Below are 20,997 nucleotides of genomic sequence, written 5' to 3'. Positions count from 1 at the left end.
GTGCTGCTGCGCGGCGTCGCTCGCGACGACGTGGAGCGCGGACAGGTGCTGGCCAAGCCGGGCAGCATCAAGCCGCACACCAAGTTCGAGGCCAGCGTGTATGTGCTGAGCAAGGACGAGGGTGGACGTCACAGCGCTTTCTTCGGCGGGTACCGTCCTCAGTTCTACTTCCGCACGACGGATGTGACGGGCGTGGTGGAGCTGCAAGAGGGCGTGGAGATGGTGATGCCCGGGGACAACGTGACCTTCACGGTGGACCTGATCAAGCCCATCGCCATGGAAGAAGGCCTGCGCTTCGCCATCCGTGAAGGCGGACGCACCGTCGGCGCCGGCGTCGTCACCAAGGTCCTGGAGTAAAGACAATGGTTGCCCCGAAGATCCGTATCAAACTGCGTGGTTTCGACCACAAGGCGCTGGACCAGTCCGCCTCCAAGATCGTGGACACGGTCCGGCGCACCGGGGCGGACGTGAGTGGCCCCGTGCCGCTCCCCACCCGCATCCGCCGCTTTACCGTGCTGCGCGGGCCGTTCAAGCACAAGGACAGCCGCGAGCACTTCGAGATCCGCACCCATAACCGTCTGGTGGACATCATGAACCCCACCAAGAAGACCATCGACAGTCTGATGACCCTTGACCTGCCCACTGGCGTGGACATCGAGATCAAGACCGTCGGGGGCCGCGCATGAAGGGCATCCTCGGCACCAAGATCGGCATGACCCAGATTTGGAAGGGCGACCGCGCCATTCCCGTGACGGTCGTGCTGGCGGGTCCGTGCCCCGTCGTGCAGCGCAAGACGGCGCAGACCGACGGTTACGAGGCCGTGCAGATCGGCTTCGCGCCCAAGAGCGAGAAGCGCGTGAACAAGCCCGCGATGGGCCACTTCCAGAAAGCGGGCGTGTCCCCCGTACGCTTCCTGCGCGAGTTCCGGGGCTTTGCGCCCGAGGGCGACACCGTGAACGTCGACATCTTCGCCGAGGGTGAAAAGATCGACGCGACCGGGACTTCCAAGGGCAAGGGCTTCCAGGGCGTCATGAAGCGCTGGAACTTCGCCGGTGGTCCGGCCAGCCACGGCTCCAAGAAGTGGCACCGCCGCCCCGGTTCGATCGGCCAGCGCAAGACGCCGGGCCGCGTGTACAAGGGCAAGCGCATGGCCGGACACATGGGTATGGAGCGCGTCACCGTGCAGAACCTCGAAGTCGTCGAGGTGCGGCCGGGCGAAAACCTCATCCTGGTCAAGGGTGCGGTTCCCGGCGCGAACGGTGGCCTTGTGGTGCTGCGCCAGGCCGCCAAGGGAGGCAAGTAAGACATGGCGCAGATCAACGTCATCGGGAGCCGGGGCGGGCGCAGCATCGACCTCGAGCTGCCCGAAGTGAACCCCCACGTGCTGCACGAGGTCGTGACCTGGCAGCTCGCCGGGCGTCGCCGCGGCACCGCGAGCACCAAGACGCGTGCCCAGGTCAGCAAGTCGGGCCGCAAGATGTACTCCCAGAAGGGCACCGGCAACGCGCGTCACGGCGACCGCAGCGTGCCCACCTTCGTGGGCGGCGGTGTGGCCTTTGGCCCCAAGCCCCGGTCCTACGCCTACACCCTGCCCCGCAAGGTGCGGCAGCTCGGCCTCGCGATGGCGCTGGCCGACCGCCAGGAAACCGGCAAGCTGGTGGCCGTGGACGGCTTCGACCTCGACGGCAAGACCAAGAGCTTCGTGGCTTGGGCCGCGCAGAATGGGCTGGACGGTTCTGAGCGCGTGCTGATCGTCACCGACGACGAGATGACCCGCCGCGCCGCACGCAACGTCGCGTGGGCGACCGTGCTGCCTGTCGCGGGCCTGAACGTCTACGACATCCTGCGCCACGAGCGCTTGGTGATCGACGCGGTCGCGCTGGAGCCTGCCCAGGACGAGGCCATGCCCGAGGAGGCCGCGCAGTGAGCTACTACGACATCATCAAGCAGCCCGTGATCAGCGAGAAGGCGTACGCGGGCATGGAGCGCGGCGTGTACTCGTTCTGGGTCAGCCCGGGCGCCACCAAGACCGAGATCAAGGCCGCGGTGCAGCAGGCCTTCGGTGTGACCGTGGTTGGCATCAGCACCATGAACGTCGCGGGCAAGCGCAAGCGCGTGGGCCGTTTTACCGGGCACCGGGCCGACCGCAAGAAGGCGATCGTGCGGCTCGCGGACGGTCAGAAGATCGAGGCCCTCGAGGCCCTGGCCTAAGGAGTACTGAAACATGGCCGTCAAGAAGTACCGTCCGTATACCCCCAGCCGCCGTCAGATGACGACCGCGGACTTCTCGGGGTTGACCAAGAAGCGTCCCGAAAAAGCCCTCACCGAGGCCCTGCCCAAGACCGGTGGACGCAACAACCGGGGCCGCATCACCAGCCGCTTTATCGGCGGCGGGCACAAGCGCCTCTACCGCATCATCGACTTCAAGCGCCGTGACAAGGCGGGCGTGTCCGCCCGGGTCGCCGCCATTGAGTACGATCCCAACCGCAGCGCCCGCATCGCCCTGCTGCACTACGTGGACGGCGAGAAGCGCTACGTGCTGGCCCCCGAGGGTCTGACCGTAGGCGCGACCGTGAACGCGGGCCCCGAGGCCGATCCCAAGCTCGGCAATGCGCTGCCCCTGCGCTTCGTGCCGGTGGGTGCCGTGGTGCACGCCGTCGAATTGGTCCCCGGCAAGGGTGCACAGCTGGCCCGCAGCGCCGGAACCTCGATCCAGGTGCAGGGCAAGGAGAGCGACTACGTGCTGCTGCGCCTTCCCAGCGGTGAGATTCGCCGCGTGCACTCCGAGTGCTACGCGACCATTGGCACCGTCGGCAACGCTGAGCACAAGAACATCGTGATCGGCAAGGCGGGCCGCAGCCGCTGGCTGGGCCAGAAGCCCCACCAGCGCGGCAGCGCCATGAACCCGGTCGACCACCCCCACGGCGGCGGTGAAGGCCGCACCGGCGCGGGCCGTCAGCCGGTCAGCCCCTGGGGCCAGCTCGCCAAGGGCCTGAAGACCCGCAAGAAGCGCAAGATCTCCGACCGCTTCATCGTCACCCGCCGCGGCGGGAAGTAAGGAGGGGAGCCATGCCCCGTAGCCTCAAAAAAGGGCCGTTCGTGGACGACCACCTCCTGAAGAAGGTGGACGCCCAGAACGAGCGCAAGGACAAGCGCGTCATCAAGACGTGGAGCCGCCGCTCGACCATCGTGCCCGAGATGATCGGCCACACCATCGCCGTGCACAACGGCAAACAGCACGTGCCGGTCTTTGTGAACGAGCAGATGATCGGCCACAAGCTCGGTGAGTTCAGCCCCACCCGCACCTACCGCGGGCACGGCGCGGACAAGAACGCCAAGGGGAGCAAGAAGAAATGAGCGCCCCCACCACCGACCAGAGCTTCCGCAACAAGAAGCAGCGCAAGCAGCAGGTCAAGCTGCGCCGTCCCGGCTACGCCGTGGCGCGGTACGTGCGCATGAGCCCCCGCAAGGTGCGCCTCGTTGTGGACGTGATTCGCGGCAAGAGCGTCGCCGAGGCCGAGGATCTGCTGCGCTTTATCCCCAAGAGCGCGTCGGAGCCTGTCGCCAAGGTCCTCAAAAGCGCCAAGAGCAATGCCGTGAACAATGACGACATGCTCGAAGACCGCCTGGTGATCACGGCGGCCTATGTGGACGCCGGGCCGACCCTCAAGCGGCTGATTCCCCGCGCCCGTGGCAGCGCCAACATCATCAAGAAGCGCACCAGCCACATCACCATCATCGTGGGCGAGCGCGAGACGCGCCGGGGGAACAAGTAATGGGCAACAAGATCAACCCGAACGGCTTCCGCCTGGGCATTACCCGTGGCTGGAACAGCCGCTGGTACGCGGGCAAGAAGCAGTACGCCGGACTTCTCAAGGAAGACGAGCGCATCCGCAAGATGGTGGGCAAGAAGCTCGCCGCCGCCGGGATCGCCCGTATCGAGATCGAGCGGGCGGGCCAGCAGGTCAACGTGATCATCTCGGCCGCCAAGCCCGGCATCGTGATCGGGAAGGGCGGCGAGAGCATCAAGCAGCTGCGCGGCGACATCGAGCGCCTCGTGAGCGCCGGGACCGTCGCGGTGAACGTCGCGGAAATTCCCAACCCCAACATCAGTGCTCCCCTGGTCGCTCTGCGCATCGCCGAGCAGATTGAGCGCCGCTTCGCCTTCCGCCGCGCGATGAAGCAGGCCGCGCAGCGCGTGATGGAGTCGGGCGCCCGTGGCGTGAAGATCGTGCTGTCGGGTCGCCTCGGCGGCGCCGAGCAGGCCCGCACCGAGAGCGTGCGCGAGGGCCGCGTGCCCCTGCACACCCTGCGGGCCGACATCGACTACGGCACCGCCCGCGCCGAGACGACCTACGGCTCGCTGGGCATCAAGGTGATGGTGTTCAACGGCGAAGTGATCGGGGGCAAGACCGAGACGCTGGCCCGTCCCCAGCGCCGCAACGACGAGCGCCGCCCTGAGGGTGACCGTCCCAACCGCCGCCGCCCCACCGCGCGGCGCCGTCCCGGAGGTGAGTGATGCTTCTTCCGAAGCGCACCAAGTACCGCAAGCAGTTTCGTGGCCGCATGACCGGCGACACCAAGGGCGGCGATTACGTCGCGTTCGGTGACTACGGATTGATCGCCCTGGAACCCGCCTGGATTCGGTCGAACCAGATCGAGGCGTGCCGCATCGTGATGAGCCGCCACTTCCGCCGCGGCGGCAAGATCTACATCCGCATCTTCCCCGACAAGCCCGTCACCAAGAAGCCCGCCGAAACCCGAATGGGTAAGGGCAAGGGCGCCGTGGAGTACTGGGTCAGCGTGGTCAAGCCCGGCCGCGTGATGTTCGAGGTGTCTGGCGTGACCGAGGAGCAGGCCAAGGAAGCCTTCCGCTTGGCCGGTCACAAGCTGCCCATCGGAACCAAGATGGTCAAGCGCGAGGTTTACGATGAAGCCCAGTGAGATGCGCAACCTCTCGGACGCCGATTTCGCCCGCGAGATCGATGCCCGCAAGAAGGAACTGATGGAGCTGCGTTTTCAGGGCGCGATGGGCCAGCTGGCCCAGCCGCACCGGGTGCGCCAGCTCCGGCGCGAAGTGGCGCAGCTCAACACTATCCGTGGTGAGCAGGGCCGCGCCGAGCGCGTGACCCAGGCCCAGGCCACCGCAGGAGAGAGCCAATGAAAAAGACCTTTACGGGCGTCGTGGTGAGCGACAAGGCCGACAAGACGGTGAGCGTCAAGGTCGAGCGCCGCTTCATGCACCCGCTGTACGGCAAGATCGTGACGCGCTCCAAGAAGTATGCCGCGCACGACGAGACCAACGAGTACCGCATCGGGGACCGCGTCGAGATTCTCGCCGTGCGCCCCATCAGCAAGACCAAGACCTGGAAGGTCACCCGCCTGATCGAGCGCCCGCGCGGCATCGAGACCACGGCGGTCGAGACGGAAGGCGGTAACGCATGATCATGCCCCAGTCCCGCCTCGACGTGGCGGACAACAGCGGCGCGCGCGAAATCATGTGCATTCGCGTGCTCAACAGCGGCATCGGCGGCAAGGGCCTGACGACGGGTGGCGGCGGCAACAAGCGCTACGCCCATGTCGGCGACATCATCGTCGCGTCGGTCAAGGACGCGGCCCCGCGCGGCACCGTCAAGTCCGGTGACGTGGTCAAGGCCGTGGTCGTGCGCACCAGCCACGCGATCAAGCGTGCTGACGGCAGCACCATTCGCTTCGACAAGAACGCCGCCGTCATCATCAACAACCAGGGCGAGCCCCGCGGCACCCGCGTCTTCGGGCCGGTCGCCCGCGAACTGCGCGACCGCCGCTTCATGAAGATCGTGTCCCTGGCCCCGGAGGTGCTGTGATGCCCCGTCCCAGCGCCGGAAGCCACCACAACGACAAGCTGCACGTGAAAAAGGGCGACACCGTCGTCGTGCTGAGCGGCAAGCACCGCGGCGCGACCGGCAAGGTGCTGCTCGCCCTGCCCCGCGAGGCCAAGGTCGTCGTCGAGGGCGTGAACCTCGTGACCAAGCACGTCAAGCCCTCGGCCACCAACCCCACGGGCGGCATCGAGCAGCGTGAGGGTGCTCTCCACGCCAGCAAGGTCGCTGTCGTCGACCCCGAGACCGGCAAGGCCACCCGCATCCGCAAGCAGATCGTGGACGGCAAGAAGGTCCGGGTCGCGGTGGCGAGCGGCAAGGTCATCGACTGACATTCAGGGCCACGCCCCCACGCGTGAACCCGGGCGACCCAGCCCGCCCGAAGAGAGGCCAGAGACATGCAGACCCTGAAGACCAAGTACAACGAGCAGGTGCGCCCCGCGCTGATGGGCCAGTTCGGCTACTCCAGCGTGATGGCCGTGCCGCGCATCGAAAAGATCGTGATCAACGAGGGCCTGGGGTCCTCCAAGGAAGACTCCAAGGCCATCGATAAGGCGGCCAAGGAACTCTCCCTGATCACGCTGCAAAAGCCCATCGTCACCAAGGCGAAGAAGAGCATCTCCAACTTCAAGCTTCGCCAGGGTATGCCGGTCGGCATCAAGGTCACGCTGCGCGGCGAGCGCATGTACGTGTTCCTGGAAAAGCTGATCAACATCGGCCTGCCGCGTATCCGCGACTTCCGCGGGATCAACCCCAACGCCTTTGACGGCCGCGGCAACTACAACCTCGGCATCAAGGAGCAACTGATCTTCCCGGAGATCACCTATGATATGGTCGACAAGGTGCGCGGTATGGACATCACCATCGTGACCACCGCGAAGACCGACGAGGAAGCTCGGGCACTCCTGCAGGCCATGGGCCTCCCCTTCCGGAAATAAGGATTGACATGGCGAACACCTCTAAAGTCGTGAAGGCGCAGCGTGGCAGCAAGTTTGCCGTGCAGAACTACAACCGGTGCAGCCGCTGTGGCCGCGCCCGTGGCTACTACCGGTTCTTCGGAATGTGCCGCATCTGCATCCGCGAACTGGCGCACCGTGGGGAACTCCCCGGCGTCAAAAAGGCGAGCTGGTAACACGGCTCATCCCCACCCCCCTCGCCGGATACGAACTGACCCCCTTTGGGCAGTGATCGTCCGGTTCAGGGCTCAGGACCCAACAGAAGAAGCGCCTGTCACCGCAGGACCACGTTCTTTGGGAAGACTCCGGAAGCTGCCCCGCCCATAGGCGCAGCTTCCCCCCAGCCGGGGCTCCTGCATTCAGGCCCAGCCCCCGGAGGAGAATCATGCTGAGTGATCCCATCGCCGACATGCTCACGCGCATCCGCAACGCGACGCGCACCTTCAAGGAGAGCGTCGACATTCCGGCTTCCAAGTTCAAGGAGCAGCTCGCGCAGGTGCTGCTGCAAGAAGGCTACGTGTCCAGCGTCGAGCGCCTGCGGCCCGAGGGCCAGAAGTTCGACGTGCTGCGCCTGACCCTGAAGTACGGGGCCAAGCGTGAGCAGGTCATCAAGCATATCGAGCGCGTCAGCCGTCCCGGTCGCCGCGCCTACGTGAGCGCCGAGAATCTGCCCCGCGTGCAGCGTGGCCTGGGTGTTGCCGTCGTCTCGACGAGCAAGGGCCTGTTGCCCGACCGCGAGGCCCGCAAGCAGGGCGTCGGCGGCGAAGTCGTCTGCGTCATCTGGTAAGCGTCGTCTGATCAGACTGCCGCACCACGCCTGACCTCGGAGCTGAACCCCAGTTTGGGAAACGCTCACGACTTAAGGACGAAGGAGGACAGCTATGTCCCGTATTGGTAAACAACCCATCGCCGTGCCCAGCGGCGTGACCGTGAGTGCTGAGGGGGGCGTGTTCCGCGCCAAGGGTCCCCGGGGCGAACTCACCGTGCCCTACAATCCGGCCCTGACCATCGCGACCGAGGGCGATCAGCTTCTCGTGACGCGGCCCAGCGACCGCCAGGAGCACCGCGCCCTGCACGGCCTGACCCGCACCCTGGTCGCCAACGCCGTCAAGGGCGTCTCGGACGGCTTCACCATCAACCTCGAACTGCGGGGCGTGGGCTACCGCGCCAAGCTGGCGGGCAAGAACCTCGAGATGACCATCGGCTACAGCCACCCGGTCGTGATTGAGCCGCCCGCGGGCGTGACCTTCACGGTGCCCGAGCCCACCCGCATTGACGTGAGCGGGATCGACAAGCAGCTTGTCGGGCAGGTCGCGGCCAACGTGCGCAAGGTGCGCAAGCCCGACGCCTACCACGGCAAGGGCGTGCGCTTCGTGGGTGAGCAGATTGCCCTTAAGGCGGGTAAGGCCGGGGCCACCGGCGGGAAAGGGAAAAAGTAATGGCGAACCAGACTGCCATTCGGCGCAAGCTGCGCACCCGCCGCAAGGTGCGTGTCGCAGCAGCGGAGCGTCCGCGCCTCAGCGTGTTCCGCTCCAGCAAGCACATCTACGCCCAGATTATCGACGACACCACCGGCACCACGTTGGCTGCCGCCAGCAGCAGCGCCCTGAAGACCGGCACCAAGTCCGACACGGCCGCTGCTGTCGGCCGGGCGCTGGCCGAGGCCGCCGTCGCCAAGGGTGTCAAGCAAGTCGTCTTCGACCGTGGTCAGTACCGCTACCACGGCCGGGTCAAAGCGCTCGCAGACGCGGCGCGGGAGGGTGGCCTTGACTTTTAATCGTCGCAATGACCGCGAGCGCGAGACCAGCGAATTCGAAGAGAAGATGCTGTTCGTCAACCGCACGTCCAAGACCTACCAGGGGGGCCGCCGCTTCCGCTTCGCCGCGCTCGTAATTCTGGGTGACCGCAACGGCCGGGTCGGCATGGGCATCGGCAAGGCCAAGGAAGTGCCGGTCGCCATCGAGAAGGCCAAGGCGATCGCCCGCAAGAACATGATCACCGTGCCCGTGGAAAACGGCACTATTCCCCACGACATCGTCGGTGAGAACAGCACCAGCCGCGTGCTGCTCAAGCCCGCCGGTCCCGGTACCGGTGTGATTGCGGGCACCGTGCCCCGCTCGATCGCGGAGCTCGCGGGCATCACCAACATGCTTTCCAAGGAGCTCGGCAGCCGCAACAAGGTCAACGTGGCCTACGCGGTGTTCGACGGCCTGAAGAACCTGCGCACCGCCAAGCAGGTGCGTTCGGCCCGTGGCCTGGGCGAGCAGCCCCGCGTGGCGGGTGCCGCTGCGGTTTCGGCCACCACCGAGGCCGGTGCGGCCCAGGCGGGAGGTGCCCTGTGACCTCCTCGACCGTCAAGGTGACCCTGCGCCGCAGCGTGATCGGCCGTCCCGAGAACCAGGTGCAGACCGTGAAGGCCCTGGGCCTGCGCAAGATCGGCGATACCCGTGAACTGGTGGATACGCCCGCCGTGCGCGGCATGATCAAGACTGTTCAACATCTGGTGGAGGTGGAAGCGTGAAGCTCCACGAACTGACCCCGGCGCCTGGCAGCCGCAAGAACCGGAAGCGCGTCGGCCGTGGCCCCGGCGGCACCGACAAGACCGCCGGTCGCGGTCACAAGGGCCAGAAGTCGCGCAGCGGCGCGGGCAAGGGCTCCTTCTTCGAGGGCGGCCGCAGCACGCTGATCTCCCGCCTGCCCAAGCGCGGCTTCAACAACGTCGGCACGACCTACGAGGTCGTCAACCTCGGGCAGCTCGCCGAGCTGGAAGGGGAGACCTTCGACCGCGCGGCGCTGGAAGTGGCCGGGCTGGTGCGGCGCAAGAACCGCCCCGTGAAGCTGCTGGGCCGCGGCGAACTGACCCGCGCCGTGACCGTTCACGTGGACGCGGCGAGCGAGTCGGCAGTCCGGGCCGTGGAAGCGGCCGGGGGCCGGGTCGTGATCGTGGGCGCGAGCAGCGAGAACGCCGAGCAGGCGGGCTAACATGCTGCGCGCCTTCCGCGACGCGTTCCGGATTCCGGACCTGCGGCGGAAGATTGTCTTCACCCTGTTGCTGCTCGCTGTCTTCCGCCTCGGAAGCACCATTCCGACGCCGGGCGTCAACGCCGCAGCCCTCGCGGAGGCCACCTCAGGTGGCCTTTTCGGGTTGATCAGCCTGATCTCGGGCGGCAATCTTTCGCAGTTCTCGATCTTCGCGCTGGGGGTGCTGCCGTACATCACGGCCAGCATCGTGATCCAGCTTCTGACCACCACCGTTCCCGCGCTGGAGAAACTCAGCAAGGAGGGCGAGGAGGGCCGCAAAAAGATCAACCAGTACACCCGCTACGCGGCGGTCGGGCTGGGCACCTTTCAGGCGCTGTTCTTCTCGCTGTACATCACCAGCAACCCGCAGTTCATCGCGGTGGGCTGGGACCCCGGCCTCTTTACCATCCTGGTGATGGTGCTAACGCAGGTGGCCGGTATCGCCTTCACGCTCTGGATCGGCGAGCGCATCACCGAGGTGGGCGTCGGCAACGGCATCAGCCTGATCATCACGTCGGGAATCATCGCCAATTATCCGCGCGAGATCGCGGCGACGGGGGAACTCTTCCGCAACGATCAGGTGTCGCTGCTTCAGATCCTGGCCTTCGCGGCGGTGATTCTGGTGACCATCGCGGGGATCGTGTACGTCTACCAGGGCGAGCGCCGGGTGCCCGTCACCTATGCCCGCGCCCGTGGGGGAGCGCCCGGTGGGGCCGCCCGCAACCTGGGGGGGCAGGCCACTTGGCTCCCGATCAAGGTGAACCAGGCGGGTGTGATTCCGGTGATCTTCGCCTCGGCAATGCTGATCATTCCCAACCTGATCGGCAGCGCGACGGCCGAGCGGGCGCCCGAGGTCAACGCGTTTATCCAGACGTACCTGACCTTCGGCAGCCCCTGGTACATCCTGCTGGAAGCCGCGCTGATCTTCGGCTTCACGTACCTGTACAACAGCGTGCAGTTCGACCCCAAGCGCATCAGTGAGCAGCTCCGCGAGGCGGGCGGCTTCATTCCTGGCGTGCGGCCGGGTACGGCGACCGCCGAGTACCTGGGCGGCATCAGCAGCCGCCTGAGCCTGTGGGGCGCGATCTTTCTGGTTGTGCTGACGGTCTTTCCCCAGATCGTGCAGCGGGCGACGGGCATCACCACCTTCCAGTTCAGCGGCACCGGATTGCTGATTATCGTGGGGGTGGCGCTTGAGACCCTTAAGCAGCTTGAAGCGCAGCTTACCGTGCGGCGCTACGACGGCTTTATCAGCAAGGGCCGCATTCGTGGCCGCCTGAACTGAAGCCTTCTGCTCCGCCGCTCACCTCCGGGTGGGCGGTTTTCTTTGGCCCCGGCCGGGCCGTCACGTCCAGGGAGACAGGGCCGCCCCGGCGCCCGGCCTCTATGCTGTACTCCCTGAAGGAGGAACGATGACACAATCCGCAAACAAGGTCGTGATTTTCCTCGGCCCGCCCGGCGCAGGCAAGGGCACGCAGGCCGAGCGCCTCGCGCGGGAGGAGGGCCTGATCAAGATCAGCACTGGGGACATCCTGCGCGACCACGTCTCGCGCGGCACCGAACTGGGCCAGCAGGTGCGGCCCATTCTCGACGCGGGGGCACTGGTACCCGACGCCATCCTGATCGCACTGATCCGCGACTACCTCGCCGGGATGGAGTCCGTGCGGGTCATCTTCGACGGCTTTCCGCGTACCCGCGCCCAGGCTGAGGCCCTCGACCTGTTGCTGGAGGAACTGGGAGCGCCCGTGACCGCCGTTCCGCTGCTGGAAGTGCCCGACGAGCTCCTGATCGAACGGATCGTGGAGCGGGGGCGGCAGGCGGCCCTGCGCGGCGAGGCCGCCCGCAGCGACGATACCGAGGAGGTGGCCCGCAGGCGCCAGGAGGTCTACCGCAAGCAGACCCAGCCCCTGATCGACTACTACGGGGCGCGTGGGCATCTGCGTCCGGTCGACGGCGTGGGCACGATGGACGAGGTCTACGGGCGCATCGTGGCAGCCCTGGGCTAAGTCCAGGCGGCGGGGGCGGAGCGCGGGAGCTTGCCCCCTGGCCCTTCCGCGTGCTAACTTCCCCTTTGGCTTGTATCAGGCCTGGAGGTTACGTGGCAAGACGAAAGATGCCGGAACAGCGGGAAAAGCGCAAGAAGGAAGAATCCGATACCGTGCGGGCCGAGGGCGTGGTCGAAGAGGCGCTGCCCAACACCACCTTCCGGGTCAAGCTCGACACCGGGCACGATATTCTGGCGTACATCAGCGGCAAGATGCGGATTCACTACATCCGAATTCTGCCCGGTGACCGTGTGGTTCTGGAGATCAGCCCCTACGATACGTCGCGGGGCCGCATCGTCTACCGCAAGTAGCCTTCCGGGCACAGGTACCCATCAGATTCCCCGAAGATGGCCCCAGGGCCAGGGGGGTCGAGCGCTGCTGAGCGCGTCACCAGATTGATGGAGGCGACGTGAGGCGGCTGCGAGGAGGACGCATGAAAGTTCGCAGCAGTGTCAAGAAGATGTGCGACAACTGCAAGGTGATCCGCCGCCACGGGCGCGTACTGATCATCTGCTCCAATGTCAAGCACAAGCAGAGGCAGGGCTAAGCATGGCGCGTATTGCCGGTGTGGACCTTCCGCGCGAGAAGCGCGTCGAGATCGCCCTGACCTACATCTACGGAATCGGTCTGACCCGTTCCAAGGAAGTGCTGGCGCAGACGGGCATCAGCCCCGATACCCGCGTCAAGAACCTCTCCGAGGCGGACCAGAGCACCCTGCGTGACGCCATCGAGCGCACCTTCAAGGTGGAAGGCGACCTCCGTTCGGAAGTCGGCCAGAACATCAAGCGCCTGATGGATATCGGCGCGTACCGTGGCCTGCGCCACCGCCGCGGCCTGCCCGTGCGCGGCCAGCGCACCAAGACCAACGCCCGCACCCGCAAGGGACCGCGCAAGACCGTCGCGGGCAAGAAAAAGGCGACGAGGAAGTAAGCCATGGCGAAGACCACCAAGGGCAAGACCCCCCGCCGCGCCCGGCGCAACATCAGCGCGGGCCGCGCGTACGTGCACGCGAGCTACAACAACACCATCGTGACCATCACCGACCTCGACGGCAACTCCGTCGCGTGGTCGAGTGGCGGCACCATCGGCTACAAGGGCAGCAAGAAGGGGACCCCCTACGCTGCCCAGCTCGCCGCCGCCGACGCCGTGAAAAAGGCGCAGCAGACCTTCGGCATGAACATCGTGGACGTGATTGTGCGCGGCACTGGCTCGGGCCGCGAGCAGGCGATCCGCGCGATTCAGGCCTCCGGTATCGAAGTGAAGTCCATCATGGACGACAGCCCCGTTCCGCACAACGGCTGCCGCCCCAAGAAGAAGTTCCGCGCCTAAGGGCGCCGCGCGTGTCCACCTGTCCCGCTTCCGCCTGACTCCGGCCCGTTTCCGGGGAAGAGAGCCGCACCACCGGCGAGGAAGCGGGCGCCAGAGGGCCGCAGACCCGGTGAGCGGGCGTGAGGCCTGCCACCGCAAGGAGATCAAGACATGGGTCGTTTCCGTGGTTCCATCACCAAGCTCAGCCGCCGCGAGGGCATCAACCTCGCGGAGACCGAGAAAGTCCAGAAGTACCTCGACCGGCGCCCCTACGCGCCTGGTCAGCACGGGCAGCGCCGGGGCCGTGGCCGCCCCAGCGACTACAGCGTGCGCCTGCGTGAAAAGCAGAAGCTCGCCCGGCTGTACGGCATGAACGAAAAGCAGTTCCGCAACCTCTTTGAGGAAGCGGCGAACGTGCCTGGCGTGACCGGCACGGTGTTCCTGCAACTGCTCGAACGCCGGCTCGACAACGTCGTCTTCCGCATGGGCTTTGCCAGCACCCGCCGCCAGGCCCGGCAGTTTGTCGGCCACGGGCACGTGCTCGTCAACGGCAAGCGGGTGGATATCCCCTCGTACCGCGTCAAGATCGGTGACGAAATCACCGTCTCCGAGAAGAGCCGCTCCATGGGCTTTATCCAGGAGAACATGGAGGCGCAAAAGCGCCGCCGCGTCTCGCCCTGGATCGAGCTGAACCCCGAAACCTTCAGTGGCACCTTCGTGCGCCTGCCCGCGCGTGAAGACCTCGCCCTGCCCATCAACGAGAACTTCATCATCGAGTACTACTCGCGCTAATCGGGAGGCCCCAGTGGATCAAAAGCGCCCTCAACTCAAAGCCCGCGTCGACGGCGATTACGGCGAGTTCGTGCTCGAACCGCTCGCGCGTGGCTACGGCGTCACCATCGGGAATCCCATCCGGCGCATCCTGATGTCCTCGATCCCCGGCACCGCCGTGACGAGCGTGTACATCGAGGATGTCCTCCATGAGTTTTCGACCATCCCCGGCGTCAAGGAAGACGTCATCCGCATCATCCTGAACCTCAAGGAACTCGTCGTGAAGTTCCACGCCCCCGGCCCCAAGACCCTGACCCTGCGGGCGCAGGGCGAGGGTGTGGTGCGGGCAAGCGCCTTCGAGGTCCCCAGTGACGCGGAGATCGTCAACCCCGACCTCCCCATCGCCACGCTCGCCGAGGACGGCAAGCTGGTCATGGAGGTGCGCGTCGAGGAAGGCGAGGGGTATGTCCCCGCCGACAAGCACTCCACCAAGGACCGCATCAACTCGATCCCGGTGGACGCGGTGTTCTCGCCGGTGCGCCGGGTGGCCTACCACGTGGAAAACACCCGCGTGGGTCAGCAGACTGACCTGGACCGCCTGATTCTGCGTGTCTGGACCGACGGCAGCGTCGGCCCCCAGGACACGCTGGACAAGGCCGTCGAGATCCTGCGCGACGAGCTGACAGTGTTCGGCAATGTCGAGACGTTGCCTGCCGTGCCGGAGCAGGCGCCGGTCTATACGCCCGCCCCGGCCGCGGCGGCGGTGCCCGAAGCGCCGCGCGTGCTCGACATCAACCCCGGTGCCTACCCGACCGAGGAGTTCGACACGCCCCGCGTGACCCTCGAGGGCCTGGGCCTGACCACCCGCGTGCTGCACTCCCTCAAGGAAGAAGGCATCGACTCGGTGGACGCCCTGTGCGCCCTCAGTGACCGTGACCTGAAAAAGGTTCCGGGCATCGGCGAGCGCAGCCTCGACGAGATCAAGCAGCAGCTCGCGCAGTTCGGCCTCGCCCTGCGTGACTAATTCAGGGGCGCGGGGCTTTGTCTCCCCGCGCCCGACCCCCAAGGAGAATCCCCATGCGTCACGGTAAATCCGGTCGCAAGCTCAACCGCAACAGCAGCGCCCGCACTGCCCTGGCCCGTGCCCAGGCGACCGCGCTGCTGCGTGAGGGCCGCATCCAGACGACCCTCACCAAGGCCAAGGAGCTACGCCCCTACGTCGAGAAGCTGATCACCACCGCCAAGGGTGGCGACCTGCACGCCCGCCGCCTCGTCGCCCGCGACATCCACGACAAGGACGTGGTCCGCAAGGTGATGGACGAGGTGGCCCCCAAGTACGCCGAGCGTCCCGGCGGCTACACCCGCATCCTGCGCGTGGGCACCCGCCGCGGCGACGGCGTCACGATGGCCCTGATCGAACTCGTCTGAAACCAGACGTGTCCAAAGCCCCGCTTCGGCGGGGTTTTTCTTTGTTGAGGGCTGACCGCCGAAAGCTGATAGCTTCCCCCCGTGACCCCTACCCTCGTGATCGTGCCCGGCCTGGGAGACAGTGGGCCAGAGCACTGGCAGACCCTCTGGGAACGGAAGTTCGGGGCGGCGCGGGTGCGGCAGGACGACCCGGAGGAACCGGACCCGCACGCCTGGGCCGCCCGGCTGGACGAGGTGGTGCGGGACACGCCCGGCGAACTCGTGCTGGTGGCGCATTCCTGCGGTGTGCCCACGGTGGCGCACTGGGCGGCCCACTTTGAGGTGCCGGAGCGGGTGCGCGGTGCCCTGCTCGTCGCGCCGCCGGACCCGGAACGCCCCAACGCGCCCGAGGAGGTGCGCCGCTTCGCTCCCCTCCCGTCCGCCCCATTACCCTTTCCGGCGCTGGTGGTGGCGAGCGAGAACGATCCCTACGCAGCGTCCAAGTGGGCGGAGGCCCTGGCCGACACCTGGGGCGCCGAGTTCGTCACGGCGGGGGAGGCCGGGCACCTCAATACTGCCAGCGGGCACGGCGACTGGCCCGACGGTGAAGTGCTGCTCTCCGAGTGCCTGCATGCCTGGACACCGCATCCCTTTACGCGCTTCTGACCACGCGAAAGGCCGCCCCGGAAAGAGGCGGCCCTGGCAGGGGTGAACAGGTCAGTTGGTGACAGCAGCCGCCGCGTACTTGTCGAGCAGGGCCTCAAAGGCCCGCTTGGGCTGAGCGCCGACCATGCCCTCAACGGGTTGACCGTCTTTAAAGAGGATCATGGTGGGGATGCTCATCACCCGGTACTGACCGGAGACGCTGGGGTTGTCGTCCACGTTGAGCTTGGCGACCTTGACCCGTCCCTCGTACTGCCCGGCGAGTTCCTCGATGACGGGAGCGATGATGCGGCAGGGACCACACCAGGGCGCCCAGAAGTCCACCAGGGTCAGGCCCTCGGCCGTCTCGCTCTGGAAGGTGCTGTCCGTGAGTTCCACAGGCTTCATGAACCGAATATACCCCCTGGGGGCATGAGCGGATATGCGGCAGATGCGGACAGCCTAACCGTGGGTTCATCGGGCCGGGGCCGCCTGCCTGACAGGGTGCATTAGCCTCCTTCCATGACCGGGAGAGGCGAGAATCATCTGAGTGAGGGTGCCCGGCTCTTCGACGCGGGCGAGTGGTGGGAGGCGCATGAGGCCTGGGAGACGCCGTGGGGGACGGCGACGGGTGCCGAGCGAGACTTTCTCCAGGCCCTGATCCTGCTCGCCGCCGCGCTGCACAAGCGCTGGCACCACGGCAGCCTGACCCACCGCAACTTCCACAAGGCGGAGGTATACCTGGGGCGTCTCCCCGACACCTACGGCGGGGTGGACCTGCGGCGGTTGCGGGGGGAGGTCTGGGCGGCGCTGCACGACCCGGCCGGGCGGCCACAACTCGGGCTGAAGCCGGTCCCGTATGCTGAGGGATGACGGGGCCACCGTGCCCCGCCAGGAGCCTTTATGACTGAACGCATTGCCCTCTTTATTGACGGTGCCAACGTCTACGCGGCGGCCCGCCGCCTGGGTTGGAACTTCGACCACCGCAAGATTCTGGAGCACTTCCGCGCGGGCGGCACCCTCCACAACGCCTTCTATTACACGGCGGTGCCCGCCCACCCCGACGACAAGCAAAAGCGCTTCGTGGACGCCCTGACCTACATGGGCTACACGGTCCGCACCCGGCCCCTGCGCGAGGTCACCGACGAGCACGGCGAGACGCAGCGCCGGGCCAGTCTCGACATCTTCCTGGTGACCGACCTGCTGACCACGGCCGACCGGTTTGACACGGCCATCCTGCTGACCGGCGACGGCGACTTCGAGCGCCCGGTCGAGGTGCTGCGGGCGCGGGGCAAGCGGGTGGTCGTGGCGAGCATTCCCGAGATGACGAGCTACGAGCTGCGCAACGCCGCCGACGAGTACGTGGACCTCTCGGCCCTCCGCGCAGAGGTCGAGCGCCCCGGCTACCGCCTGCCCAGCGAGGGCCGCGCCGAGGGAGGCCGCCCCTTTTACGTCACGGCGGCGCTGACGGAGCCCGATGAGCGCTGAGCCGGGCACGCCGAAAACCACCCTGCCCATCGCTCTGGACGCGGTGGGCGGGGACCACGGGGCCGCGCCGAATGTGGAGGGCGCCGTGCAGGCGGCCCGTGCGGGGGTGCCGGTGCTGCTCGTCGGGCCACGGGTGGCGCTGCACGCCGAACTCGGCAAGCACCCTGGCAGCGCCAGCCTGCCACTCGACGTGGTGGACGCATCCGACGTGATCGGGATGGAGGAGCACGCCTCGGACGTGCGGGGCCGCACGGGCGCGAGCATCAACGTCTGCACCCGGTTGGTCAAGGAAGGCCGGGCCGCCGCCGCCGTCAGCATGGGCCACAGCGGGGCCACGATGGCCTCGGCGCTGCTGACCCTGGGGCGGGTCAGGGGCGTGGACCGGCCCGCCATCCTGACGCACCTCCCCAGCAAGCAGGGCTTCGTGACCCTGCTGGACGTGGGGGCGAACGCGGACGTGAAGGCGGCGTACCTCGCCCAGTGGGCGCGGCTGGCGACCGTGTATCTGCGGGTGGTCGAGGACCGCGAGAACCCCACGGTGGGCCTGCTCTCCATCGGGGAGGAGCCGCACAAGGGCAGCCAGCTCGTGCTGGAGGCCCACGGCCTGTTGCGCGAGCTGCACGGCCACGGCATCAATTTCCACGGCAACGTGGAGGGCCGCGACCTCTTTCAGGGGACCACCGATATCGTGGTGACCGACGGCTTTACCGGAAACGTGGTGCTCAAGCTCGCGGAGGGGGAGGCCAAGGTCCTTTTCGGGTGGGTGCGCGAGGCGCTGGGAGGCAGCCTGAAAACCAAGGTGGGCGGCCTGCTGGTGCGCCCGGCGCTGCGCGGGCTGGCCGAGCGGATGGACCCTAGCACCTACGGGGCAAGCATCCTGATCGGGGTGCGCGGGCTGGCCTTTATCGGACACGGCAGCGCTGACGCCCGCGCAGTCAAGAACGCCCTGCTTCGGGCGGCCCGCGCCCACGAGGCCGACCTGATCGCCCGGCTGGAGGCGGCGCTGGCCCCCACCTGAGCCCGCGTTGCCCCCCCTCACGTGCTCATGCGAGGCTGGGGCGATGTCCGACGACCTGCTGAACGAACTCACCTTTCAATTTCAAAAGCCCCAGGTGTGGCTCGGCCTGGGGCTAACCCTGGTGGTGGCCTACGCGCTCTACCGCTTCGGGCGGACCGTGCTGCGGGCGCTGGAGGGCCACGCGCCCCCCCGGCTCGTGTCGGGGCTGGGCTGGTTGTGGACCGCCGTGGTGGCGCTGGGCTGGCTGGCGGTCGCCACGCGGGTGGCTTACCTTCCCAGCGTGCCCGTGCTGTTTGACCTCGGCGGGGACATCGTGGACGGCTTCCGGCACAGCGCCGGGCAAGTCTTGGTGATCGTGGCCCTGTCCCTGATCGGTTGGAACCTGATCGGCACCCTGACCTCGCGCATCGTGGCAGAAGAGCAGTTCAACCGCCGCACCGTGCGCGTCCAGACCCTGCGCGGGGTGGTGGACAGCACCCTGAAGGTCGCGCTGGTGATTCTCGCCCTGATCGCCGGCTTGCAGGCGCTGGGGGTCAACGCGACCAGCCTGCTGGCCGGGGTGTCGGTGCTGGGCCTCGCGGTAGGCTTCGGAGCACAGAGCCTGATCAAAGACGTGTTCACCGGCTTTTTCATCCTGCTCGAAGACCAGTACGGGGTGGGCGACGTGATCACCGTGAACACCGGGCAGCTCTCGGGCACGGTGGAGCGCCTGAACCTGCGCCTGACCGCGCTGCGGGCGCTCGACGGCACCGTTCACCTGATTCCCAACGGGCAGATTCAGACGGTCAGCGTGAGCAGCAAGGACTGGTCGCGGGTGGTCGCCACCGTGGACGTGACCTACGGCGCCGACATTGACGAGGCGCTGCGGGTGCTGGAGCGGGTCAGCCGCGAACTGCACGCGGACCCGGCGTGGTCGGCGTCTTTTCTGGAGGAGCCCGAGATTCAGGGCGTCACCAACCTCGCCCCCGACGGCGTCACCCTGCGGGCGCTGTACAAGGTGCAGCCCAAGGGCCAGTACGCCCTGGGCCGCGAGTTCAATCGCCGCATCAAGATCGCCATGGATGAGGCAGGGATCGAGATTCCGGCCCCGCAGCGCAGCCTGAGCTTCGGGTCGACCCCGCTGGAGATCAAGGTGTCGGGCAATCCCCCGGCCCCCGACCCCCGCCGCGACCAGAACCGCACTCAGGCTCCGGTCCCCCCCTCCCAGATGCGCGACCCGGAGGACGAGGAGATTTAGAGCATTTGCCATAAGAATGCGGTGGTGTCCCGCATTCGTTGGCCGAGCAGGGCGAGCGAATTTAAGGAGAACATTGGGCGTTTGGGGAAGCCCCTGGGGCGCTGTTCTCCGGGGGCCATAATTCTGCCCAGTGCTCTGACAGCTGGAAACAAAGAAGCCGCCGAACCGTGTTGGTCGGCGGCTTTCTGCACCTGCCGTTCAGGCGGGGAGTGGCGCGGGGGGAAGGGGCGCCGGGGGAGGCGGGGGCAGCTCGTCCAGGGTGCCGCCCGCGAGCAGGGTGGAGAACTCCTCGCCACTGAGAGTCTCGCGGCGAATCAGGACCTCGACCGTCTCGTGGACGCGGGGGAGGTGCTGCTGCACGAGGGCGACAGCGCGGGCGTAGGCCGCCTCAATAATGCCCCGGACCTCCTCGTCCACCGTGTGCGCGGTCGCCTCGCTCATGGGCACGAGTTGTGGGCCGCCGCCCAGGAAGCTGCCCTCGCCCTCTGCCAGCGCCACCTTGCCGATGCGCGGTGACATGCCCCACTCGGTGACCATCCGCCGGGCGAGGCCCGTCGCCTGCTGGAAGTCGTTCTGGGCGCCGGTCGTGATCTCCCCGAACACGACCTCCTCGGCGGCGCGGCCTGCGAGCGCCACGGCGACCATGTCCTCCAACGCGGGGCGGGTGACGTGCAGGCGGTCGTCGGCGTCGGGCATCATGTAGCCCGCTGCCCGGCCGCGCGGCACCACCGTCAGCTTGGCAACCCGCTGGGCGTGGGGGAGGAGTTGAGCGGCGAGGGCGTGGCCGACCTCGTGGTAGGCGGTCACCCGGCGATCCGCTTCCCGCACCACCAGACTCCGCCGTTCGGGTCCCATCAAGACCCGGTCCCGCGCTTCTTCCACATCCCGCATCACGATCTTCGACCGCCCTGACCGCGCTGCCCCCAAAGCCGCCTCGTTGAGCAGATTCTCCAGATCCGCCCCCACCATTCCCGCCGTCCTTCTGGCAATCACCCCCAGGTCCACACTGGGGTCCAGCGGCTTTTTGCGGGCATGAATGCGCAGGATCATCTCCCGCCCCCGCACGTCGGGGGCGTCCACCACCACCTGACGGTCGAAGCGTCCCGGACGCAGCAGCGCGGCGTCCAGCACGTCGGGGCGGTTGGTGGCGGCCAGGATGATGACCTCCTGCCCGGAACCGAAGCCGTCCATTTCCACGAGCAGTTGGTTGAGGGTCTGTTCGCGTTCGTCGTTGCCGCCCTGG

38 protein-coding genes are annotated in these 20,997 nt (G+C 67.2%); 36 read left to right on the top strand and 2 right to left on the bottom strand.

The annotated features are described in order from the left end of the window. The 32 genes from F8S09_RS17005 to F8S09_RS16850 form a co-directional block, all read left to right on the top strand. The coding region (locus F8S09_RS17005) for an EF-Tu C-terminal domain-related protein (RefSeq protein WP_456318707.1) at positions 1–357 on the top strand (357 nt) is incomplete at its 5' end. Between the two features lie 5 nt (positions 358–362). Continuing rightward, entirely contained in the window at positions 363–686 is a 324-nt protein-coding gene (gene rpsJ / locus F8S09_RS17000) for a 30S ribosomal protein S10 (RefSeq protein ID WP_027460653.1), read from the top strand. Continuing rightward, positions 683–1,303, top strand: coding sequence for a 50S ribosomal protein L3 (gene rplC / locus F8S09_RS16995; protein ID WP_152872637.1), 621 nt, complete (start codon positions 683–685; stop codon positions 1,301–1,303). The genes rpsJ and rplC overlap by 4 nt, the downstream gene beginning before the upstream one ends. A 3-nt stretch (positions 1,304–1,306) precedes the next feature. Further along, entirely contained in the window at positions 1,307–1,927 is a 621-nt protein-coding gene (rplD, locus tag F8S09_RS16990) for a 50S ribosomal protein L4 (RefSeq protein ID WP_152872636.1), read from the top strand. Beyond that, the gene (locus F8S09_RS16985) at positions 1,924–2,211 is read left to right on the top strand and encodes a 50S ribosomal protein L23 (RefSeq protein WP_322618894.1); all 288 of its coding nucleotides are present in this window, start codon (positions 1,924–1,926) and stop codon (positions 2,209–2,211) included. The genes rplD and F8S09_RS16985 overlap by 4 nt, the downstream gene beginning before the upstream one ends. A gap of 13 nt (positions 2,212–2,224) precedes the next feature. Next, positions 2,225–3,058, top strand: a complete 834-nt coding sequence (gene rplB / locus F8S09_RS16980) for a 50S ribosomal protein L2 (RefSeq protein WP_152872635.1) — start codon at positions 2,225–2,227, stop codon at positions 3,056–3,058. 11 nt (positions 3,059–3,069) lie between these two features. Then, positions 3,070–3,357, top strand: coding sequence for a 30S ribosomal protein S19 (gene rpsS / locus F8S09_RS16975; protein WP_027460648.1), 288 nt, complete (start codon positions 3,070–3,072; stop codon positions 3,355–3,357). After that, a complete protein-coding gene (gene rplV, locus F8S09_RS16970; protein WP_152872634.1) occupies positions 3,354–3,776 on the top strand; it encodes a 50S ribosomal protein L22 in 423 nt (140 codons plus the stop codon). Before rpsS ends, rplV begins: the two co-directional genes overlap by 4 nt. After that, positions 3,776–4,519, top strand: a complete 744-nt coding sequence (gene rpsC / locus F8S09_RS16965) for a 30S ribosomal protein S3 (RefSeq protein WP_152872633.1) — start codon at positions 3,776–3,778, stop codon at positions 4,517–4,519. Before rplV ends, rpsC begins: the two co-directional genes overlap by 1 nt. Further along, positions 4,519–4,944 (top strand): 50S ribosomal protein L16, encoded by a 426-nt coding sequence (gene rplP, locus F8S09_RS16960; RefSeq protein ID WP_152872632.1) that lies wholly within the window; start codon positions 4,519–4,521, stop codon positions 4,942–4,944. The genes rpsC and rplP overlap by 1 nt, the downstream gene beginning before the upstream one ends. Continuing rightward, a complete protein-coding gene (rpmC, locus tag F8S09_RS16955; protein ID WP_152872631.1) occupies positions 4,931–5,164 on the top strand; it encodes a 50S ribosomal protein L29 in 234 nt (77 codons plus the stop codon). The genes rplP and rpmC overlap by 14 nt, the downstream gene beginning before the upstream one ends. Continuing rightward, positions 5,161–5,445, top strand: coding sequence for a 30S ribosomal protein S17 (rpsQ, locus tag F8S09_RS16950; RefSeq protein WP_104991197.1), 285 nt, complete (start codon positions 5,161–5,163; stop codon positions 5,443–5,445). The genes rpmC and rpsQ overlap by 4 nt, the downstream gene beginning before the upstream one ends. Next, positions 5,442–5,846 (top strand): 50S ribosomal protein L14, encoded by a 405-nt coding sequence (gene rplN, locus F8S09_RS16945; RefSeq protein ID WP_152872630.1) that lies wholly within the window; start codon positions 5,442–5,444, stop codon positions 5,844–5,846. The genes rpsQ and rplN overlap by 4 nt, the downstream gene beginning before the upstream one ends. Then, entirely contained in the window at positions 5,846–6,193 is a 348-nt protein-coding gene (gene rplX / locus F8S09_RS16940; RefSeq protein WP_152872629.1) for a 50S ribosomal protein L24, read from the top strand. Before rplN ends, rplX begins: the two co-directional genes overlap by 1 nt. Positions 6,194–6,259: 66 nt before the next feature. Continuing rightward, positions 6,260–6,799 carry a 50S ribosomal protein L5 gene (gene rplE, locus F8S09_RS16935; protein WP_152872628.1) on the top strand — a complete coding sequence of 180 codons (540 nt, stop codon included), beginning with the start codon at positions 6,260–6,262 and terminating at the stop codon, positions 6,797–6,799. 8 nt (positions 6,800–6,807) lie between these two features. Continuing rightward, positions 6,808–6,993: a type Z 30S ribosomal protein S14 gene (locus F8S09_RS16930; protein ID WP_027460639.1), complete on the top strand. Its 186-nt coding sequence runs from the start codon at positions 6,808–6,810 to the stop codon at positions 6,991–6,993. Between the two features lie 209 nt (positions 6,994–7,202). Next, on the top strand, positions 7,203–7,604 hold the full coding sequence (gene rpsH, locus F8S09_RS16925) for a 30S ribosomal protein S8 (protein WP_152872627.1): 402 nt from the start codon (positions 7,203–7,205) through the stop codon (positions 7,602–7,604). Positions 7,605–7,698: 94 nt separating this feature from the next. Beyond that, positions 7,699–8,256 (top strand): 50S ribosomal protein L6, encoded by a 558-nt coding sequence (gene rplF, locus F8S09_RS16920; RefSeq protein WP_152872626.1) that lies wholly within the window; start codon positions 7,699–7,701, stop codon positions 8,254–8,256. Continuing rightward, on the top strand, positions 8,256–8,594 hold the full coding sequence (gene rplR, locus F8S09_RS16915) for a 50S ribosomal protein L18 (RefSeq protein WP_152872625.1): 339 nt from the start codon (positions 8,256–8,258) through the stop codon (positions 8,592–8,594). The genes rplF and rplR overlap by 1 nt, the downstream gene beginning before the upstream one ends. Continuing rightward, a complete protein-coding gene (rpsE, locus tag F8S09_RS16910; protein ID WP_152872624.1) occupies positions 8,584–9,159 on the top strand; it encodes a 30S ribosomal protein S5 in 576 nt (191 codons plus the stop codon). Before rplR ends, rpsE begins: the two co-directional genes overlap by 11 nt. Further along, entirely contained in the window at positions 9,156–9,338 is a 183-nt protein-coding gene (gene rpmD, locus F8S09_RS16905) for a 50S ribosomal protein L30 (protein WP_322618893.1), read from the top strand. Before rpsE ends, rpmD begins: the two co-directional genes overlap by 4 nt. Beyond that, positions 9,335–9,799 carry a 50S ribosomal protein L15 gene (rplO, locus tag F8S09_RS16900; protein WP_322618892.1) on the top strand — a complete coding sequence of 155 codons (465 nt, stop codon included), beginning with the start codon at positions 9,335–9,337 and terminating at the stop codon, positions 9,797–9,799. Before rpmD ends, rplO begins: the two co-directional genes overlap by 4 nt. A 1-nt stretch (position 9,800) precedes the next feature. Then, positions 9,801–11,123 carry a preprotein translocase subunit SecY gene (gene secY, locus F8S09_RS16895; protein WP_152872623.1) on the top strand — a complete coding sequence of 441 codons (1,323 nt, stop codon included), beginning with the start codon at positions 9,801–9,803 and terminating at the stop codon, positions 11,121–11,123. A gap of 127 nt (positions 11,124–11,250) precedes the next feature. Beyond that, positions 11,251–11,844, top strand: a complete 594-nt coding sequence (locus F8S09_RS16890) for an adenylate kinase (protein WP_152872622.1) — start codon at positions 11,251–11,253, stop codon at positions 11,842–11,844. Positions 11,845–11,951: 107 nt separating this feature from the next. Next, on the top strand, positions 11,952–12,194 hold the full coding sequence (gene infA / locus F8S09_RS16885) for a translation initiation factor IF-1 (RefSeq protein ID WP_019588656.1): 243 nt from the start codon (positions 11,952–11,954) through the stop codon (positions 12,192–12,194). Positions 12,195–12,316: 122 nt separating this feature from the next. Further along, a complete protein-coding gene (gene rpmJ, locus F8S09_RS16880; RefSeq protein ID WP_081425885.1) occupies positions 12,317–12,430 on the top strand; it encodes a 50S ribosomal protein L36 in 114 nt (37 codons plus the stop codon). Positions 12,431–12,432: 2 nt separating this feature from the next. Continuing rightward, positions 12,433–12,813: a 30S ribosomal protein S13 gene (rpsM, locus tag F8S09_RS16875; RefSeq protein WP_152872621.1), complete on the top strand. Its 381-nt coding sequence runs from the start codon at positions 12,433–12,435 to the stop codon at positions 12,811–12,813. A 3-nt stretch (positions 12,814–12,816) separates the two neighbouring features. Further along, complete coding sequence (gene rpsK / locus F8S09_RS16870) at positions 12,817–13,212, top strand: 30S ribosomal protein S11 (RefSeq protein ID WP_104991185.1); 396 nt, start codon at positions 12,817–12,819, stop codon at positions 13,210–13,212. Positions 13,213–13,362: 150 nt separating this feature from the next. Next, positions 13,363–13,983, top strand: a complete 621-nt coding sequence (rpsD, locus tag F8S09_RS16865; protein ID WP_104991184.1) for a 30S ribosomal protein S4 — start codon at positions 13,363–13,365, stop codon at positions 13,981–13,983. A 13-nt stretch (positions 13,984–13,996) separates the two neighbouring features. Further along, positions 13,997–14,986, top strand: coding sequence for a DNA-directed RNA polymerase subunit alpha (locus F8S09_RS16860; protein WP_322618891.1), 990 nt, complete (start codon positions 13,997–13,999; stop codon positions 14,984–14,986). Between the two features lie 53 nt (positions 14,987–15,039). Next, on the top strand, positions 15,040–15,390 hold the full coding sequence (rplQ, locus tag F8S09_RS16855) for a 50S ribosomal protein L17 (RefSeq protein ID WP_152872620.1): 351 nt from the start codon (positions 15,040–15,042) through the stop codon (positions 15,388–15,390). Between the two features lie 81 nt (positions 15,391–15,471). Next, entirely contained in the window at positions 15,472–16,035 is a 564-nt protein-coding gene (locus F8S09_RS16850) for an RBBP9/YdeN family alpha/beta hydrolase (protein ID WP_322618890.1), read from the top strand. A 51-nt stretch (positions 16,036–16,086) separates the two neighbouring features. Here F8S09_RS16850 and trxA read toward each other — a convergent pair whose 3' ends face one another. After that, on the bottom strand, positions 16,087–16,419 hold the full coding sequence (gene trxA, locus F8S09_RS16845) for a thioredoxin (RefSeq protein WP_152872619.1): 333 nt from the start codon (positions 16,417–16,419) through the stop codon (positions 16,087–16,089). Positions 16,420–16,533: 114 nt separating this feature from the next. Here trxA and F8S09_RS16840 point away from each other — a divergent pair, with 114 nt between their 5' ends. Genes F8S09_RS16840 through F8S09_RS16825 form a run of 4 tightly spaced genes read left to right on the top strand, consistent with a single transcriptional unit; the run spans position 16,534 to position 19,754 of the window. After that, on the top strand, positions 16,534–16,884 hold the full coding sequence (locus F8S09_RS16840) for a DUF309 domain-containing protein (protein WP_152872618.1): 351 nt from the start codon (positions 16,534–16,536) through the stop codon (positions 16,882–16,884). 30 nt (positions 16,885–16,914) lie between these two features. Next, the gene (locus tag F8S09_RS16835; protein WP_152872617.1) at positions 16,915–17,499 is read left to right on the top strand and encodes a LabA-like NYN domain-containing protein; all 585 of its coding nucleotides are present in this window, start codon (positions 16,915–16,917) and stop codon (positions 17,497–17,499) included. Continuing rightward, entirely contained in the window at positions 17,489–18,517 is a 1,029-nt protein-coding gene (gene plsX / locus F8S09_RS16830) for a phosphate acyltransferase PlsX (protein WP_152872616.1), read from the top strand. The genes F8S09_RS16835 and plsX overlap by 11 nt, the downstream gene beginning before the upstream one ends. A gap of 55 nt (positions 18,518–18,572) precedes the next feature. After that, positions 18,573–19,754 carry a mechanosensitive ion channel family protein gene (locus F8S09_RS16825; RefSeq protein WP_152872638.1) on the top strand — a complete coding sequence of 394 codons (1,182 nt, stop codon included), beginning with the start codon at positions 18,573–18,575 and terminating at the stop codon, positions 19,752–19,754. A gap of 198 nt (positions 19,755–19,952) precedes the next feature. On the opposite strand, the gene F8S09_RS16820 is transcribed toward F8S09_RS16825, so the two are convergent. After that, a partial coding sequence (locus F8S09_RS16820; protein ID WP_152872615.1) for an ATP-dependent metallopeptidase FtsH/Yme1/Tma family protein occupies positions 19,953–20,997 on the bottom strand: 1,045 nt, incomplete at its 5' end.

The sequence above is a fragment of the Deinococcus terrestris genome, assembly GCF_009377345.1.
Classification (GTDB): Bacteria; Deinococcota; Deinococci; order Deinococcales; family Deinococcaceae; genus Deinococcus; species Deinococcus terrestris.
Note: the sequence above shows the minus strand (reverse complement) of the source record. Positions and strands in the feature narration are given on the sequence as shown.

Coding starts and splice junctions, on each gene's coding strand:
- rplP (WP_152872632.1), top strand. CDS start 4,519: ATGCTTCTTCCGAAGCGCACCAAGTACCGCAAGCAGTTTCGTGGCCGC.
- rpmC (WP_152872631.1), top strand. CDS start 4,931: ATGAAGCCCAGTGAGATGCGCAACCTCTCGGACGCCGATTTCGCCCGC.
- rplD (WP_152872636.1), top strand. CDS start 1,307: ATGGCGCAGATCAACGTCATCGGGAGCCGGGGCGGGCGCAGCATCGAC.
- rpsH (WP_152872627.1), top strand. CDS start 7,203: ATGCTGAGTGATCCCATCGCCGACATGCTCACGCGCATCCGCAACGCG.
- infA (WP_019588656.1), top strand. CDS start 11,952: ATGCCGGAACAGCGGGAAAAGCGCAAGAAGGAAGAATCCGATACCGTG.
- rpsC (WP_152872633.1), top strand. CDS start 3,776: ATGGGCAACAAGATCAACCCGAACGGCTTCCGCCTGGGCATTACCCGT.
- rplN (WP_152872630.1), top strand. CDS start 5,442: ATGATCATGCCCCAGTCCCGCCTCGACGTGGCGGACAACAGCGGCGCG.
- rpmJ (WP_081425885.1), top strand. CDS start 12,317: ATGAAAGTTCGCAGCAGTGTCAAGAAGATGTGCGACAACTGCAAGGTG.
- rplQ (WP_152872620.1), top strand. CDS start 15,040: ATGCGTCACGGTAAATCCGGTCGCAAGCTCAACCGCAACAGCAGCGCC.
- rplR (WP_152872625.1), top strand. CDS start 8,256: ATGGCGAACCAGACTGCCATTCGGCGCAAGCTGCGCACCCGCCGCAAG.
- rpsM (WP_152872621.1), top strand. CDS start 12,433: ATGGCGCGTATTGCCGGTGTGGACCTTCCGCGCGAGAAGCGCGTCGAG.
- rplV (WP_152872634.1), top strand. CDS start 3,354: ATGAGCGCCCCCACCACCGACCAGAGCTTCCGCAACAAGAAGCAGCGC.
- rpsQ (WP_104991197.1), top strand. CDS start 5,161: ATGAAAAAGACCTTTACGGGCGTCGTGGTGAGCGACAAGGCCGACAAG.
- plsX (WP_152872616.1), top strand. CDS start 17,489: ATGAGCGCTGAGCCGGGCACGCCGAAAACCACCCTGCCCATCGCTCTG.
- rpsK (WP_104991185.1), top strand. CDS start 12,817: ATGGCGAAGACCACCAAGGGCAAGACCCCCCGCCGCGCCCGGCGCAAC.
- F8S09_RS16835 (WP_152872617.1), top strand. CDS start 16,915: ATGACTGAACGCATTGCCCTCTTTATTGACGGTGCCAACGTCTACGCG.
- rpsJ (WP_027460653.1), top strand. CDS start 363: ATGGTTGCCCCGAAGATCCGTATCAAACTGCGTGGTTTCGACCACAAG.
- rplC (WP_152872637.1), top strand. CDS start 683: ATGAAGGGCATCCTCGGCACCAAGATCGGCATGACCCAGATTTGGAAG.
- F8S09_RS16890 (WP_152872622.1), top strand. CDS start 11,251: ATGACACAATCCGCAAACAAGGTCGTGATTTTCCTCGGCCCGCCCGGC.
- rpsD (WP_104991184.1), top strand. CDS start 13,363: ATGGGTCGTTTCCGTGGTTCCATCACCAAGCTCAGCCGCCGCGAGGGC.
- rplF (WP_152872626.1), top strand. CDS start 7,699: ATGTCCCGTATTGGTAAACAACCCATCGCCGTGCCCAGCGGCGTGACC.
- trxA (WP_152872619.1), bottom strand. CDS start 16,419: ATGAAGCCTGTGGAACTCACGGACAGCACCTTCCAGAGCGAGACGGCC.
- rplB (WP_152872635.1), top strand. CDS start 2,225: ATGGCCGTCAAGAAGTACCGTCCGTATACCCCCAGCCGCCGTCAGATG.
- rpsS (WP_027460648.1), top strand. CDS start 3,070: ATGCCCCGTAGCCTCAAAAAAGGGCCGTTCGTGGACGACCACCTCCTG.
- secY (WP_152872623.1), top strand. CDS start 9,801: ATGCTGCGCGCCTTCCGCGACGCGTTCCGGATTCCGGACCTGCGGCGG.
- rplX (WP_152872629.1), top strand. CDS start 5,846: ATGCCCCGTCCCAGCGCCGGAAGCCACCACAACGACAAGCTGCACGTG.
- F8S09_RS16930 (WP_027460639.1), top strand. CDS start 6,808: ATGGCGAACACCTCTAAAGTCGTGAAGGCGCAGCGTGGCAGCAAGTTT.
- rplE (WP_152872628.1), top strand. CDS start 6,260: ATGCAGACCCTGAAGACCAAGTACAACGAGCAGGTGCGCCCCGCGCTG.
- F8S09_RS16840 (WP_152872618.1), top strand. CDS start 16,534: ATGACCGGGAGAGGCGAGAATCATCTGAGTGAGGGTGCCCGGCTCTTC.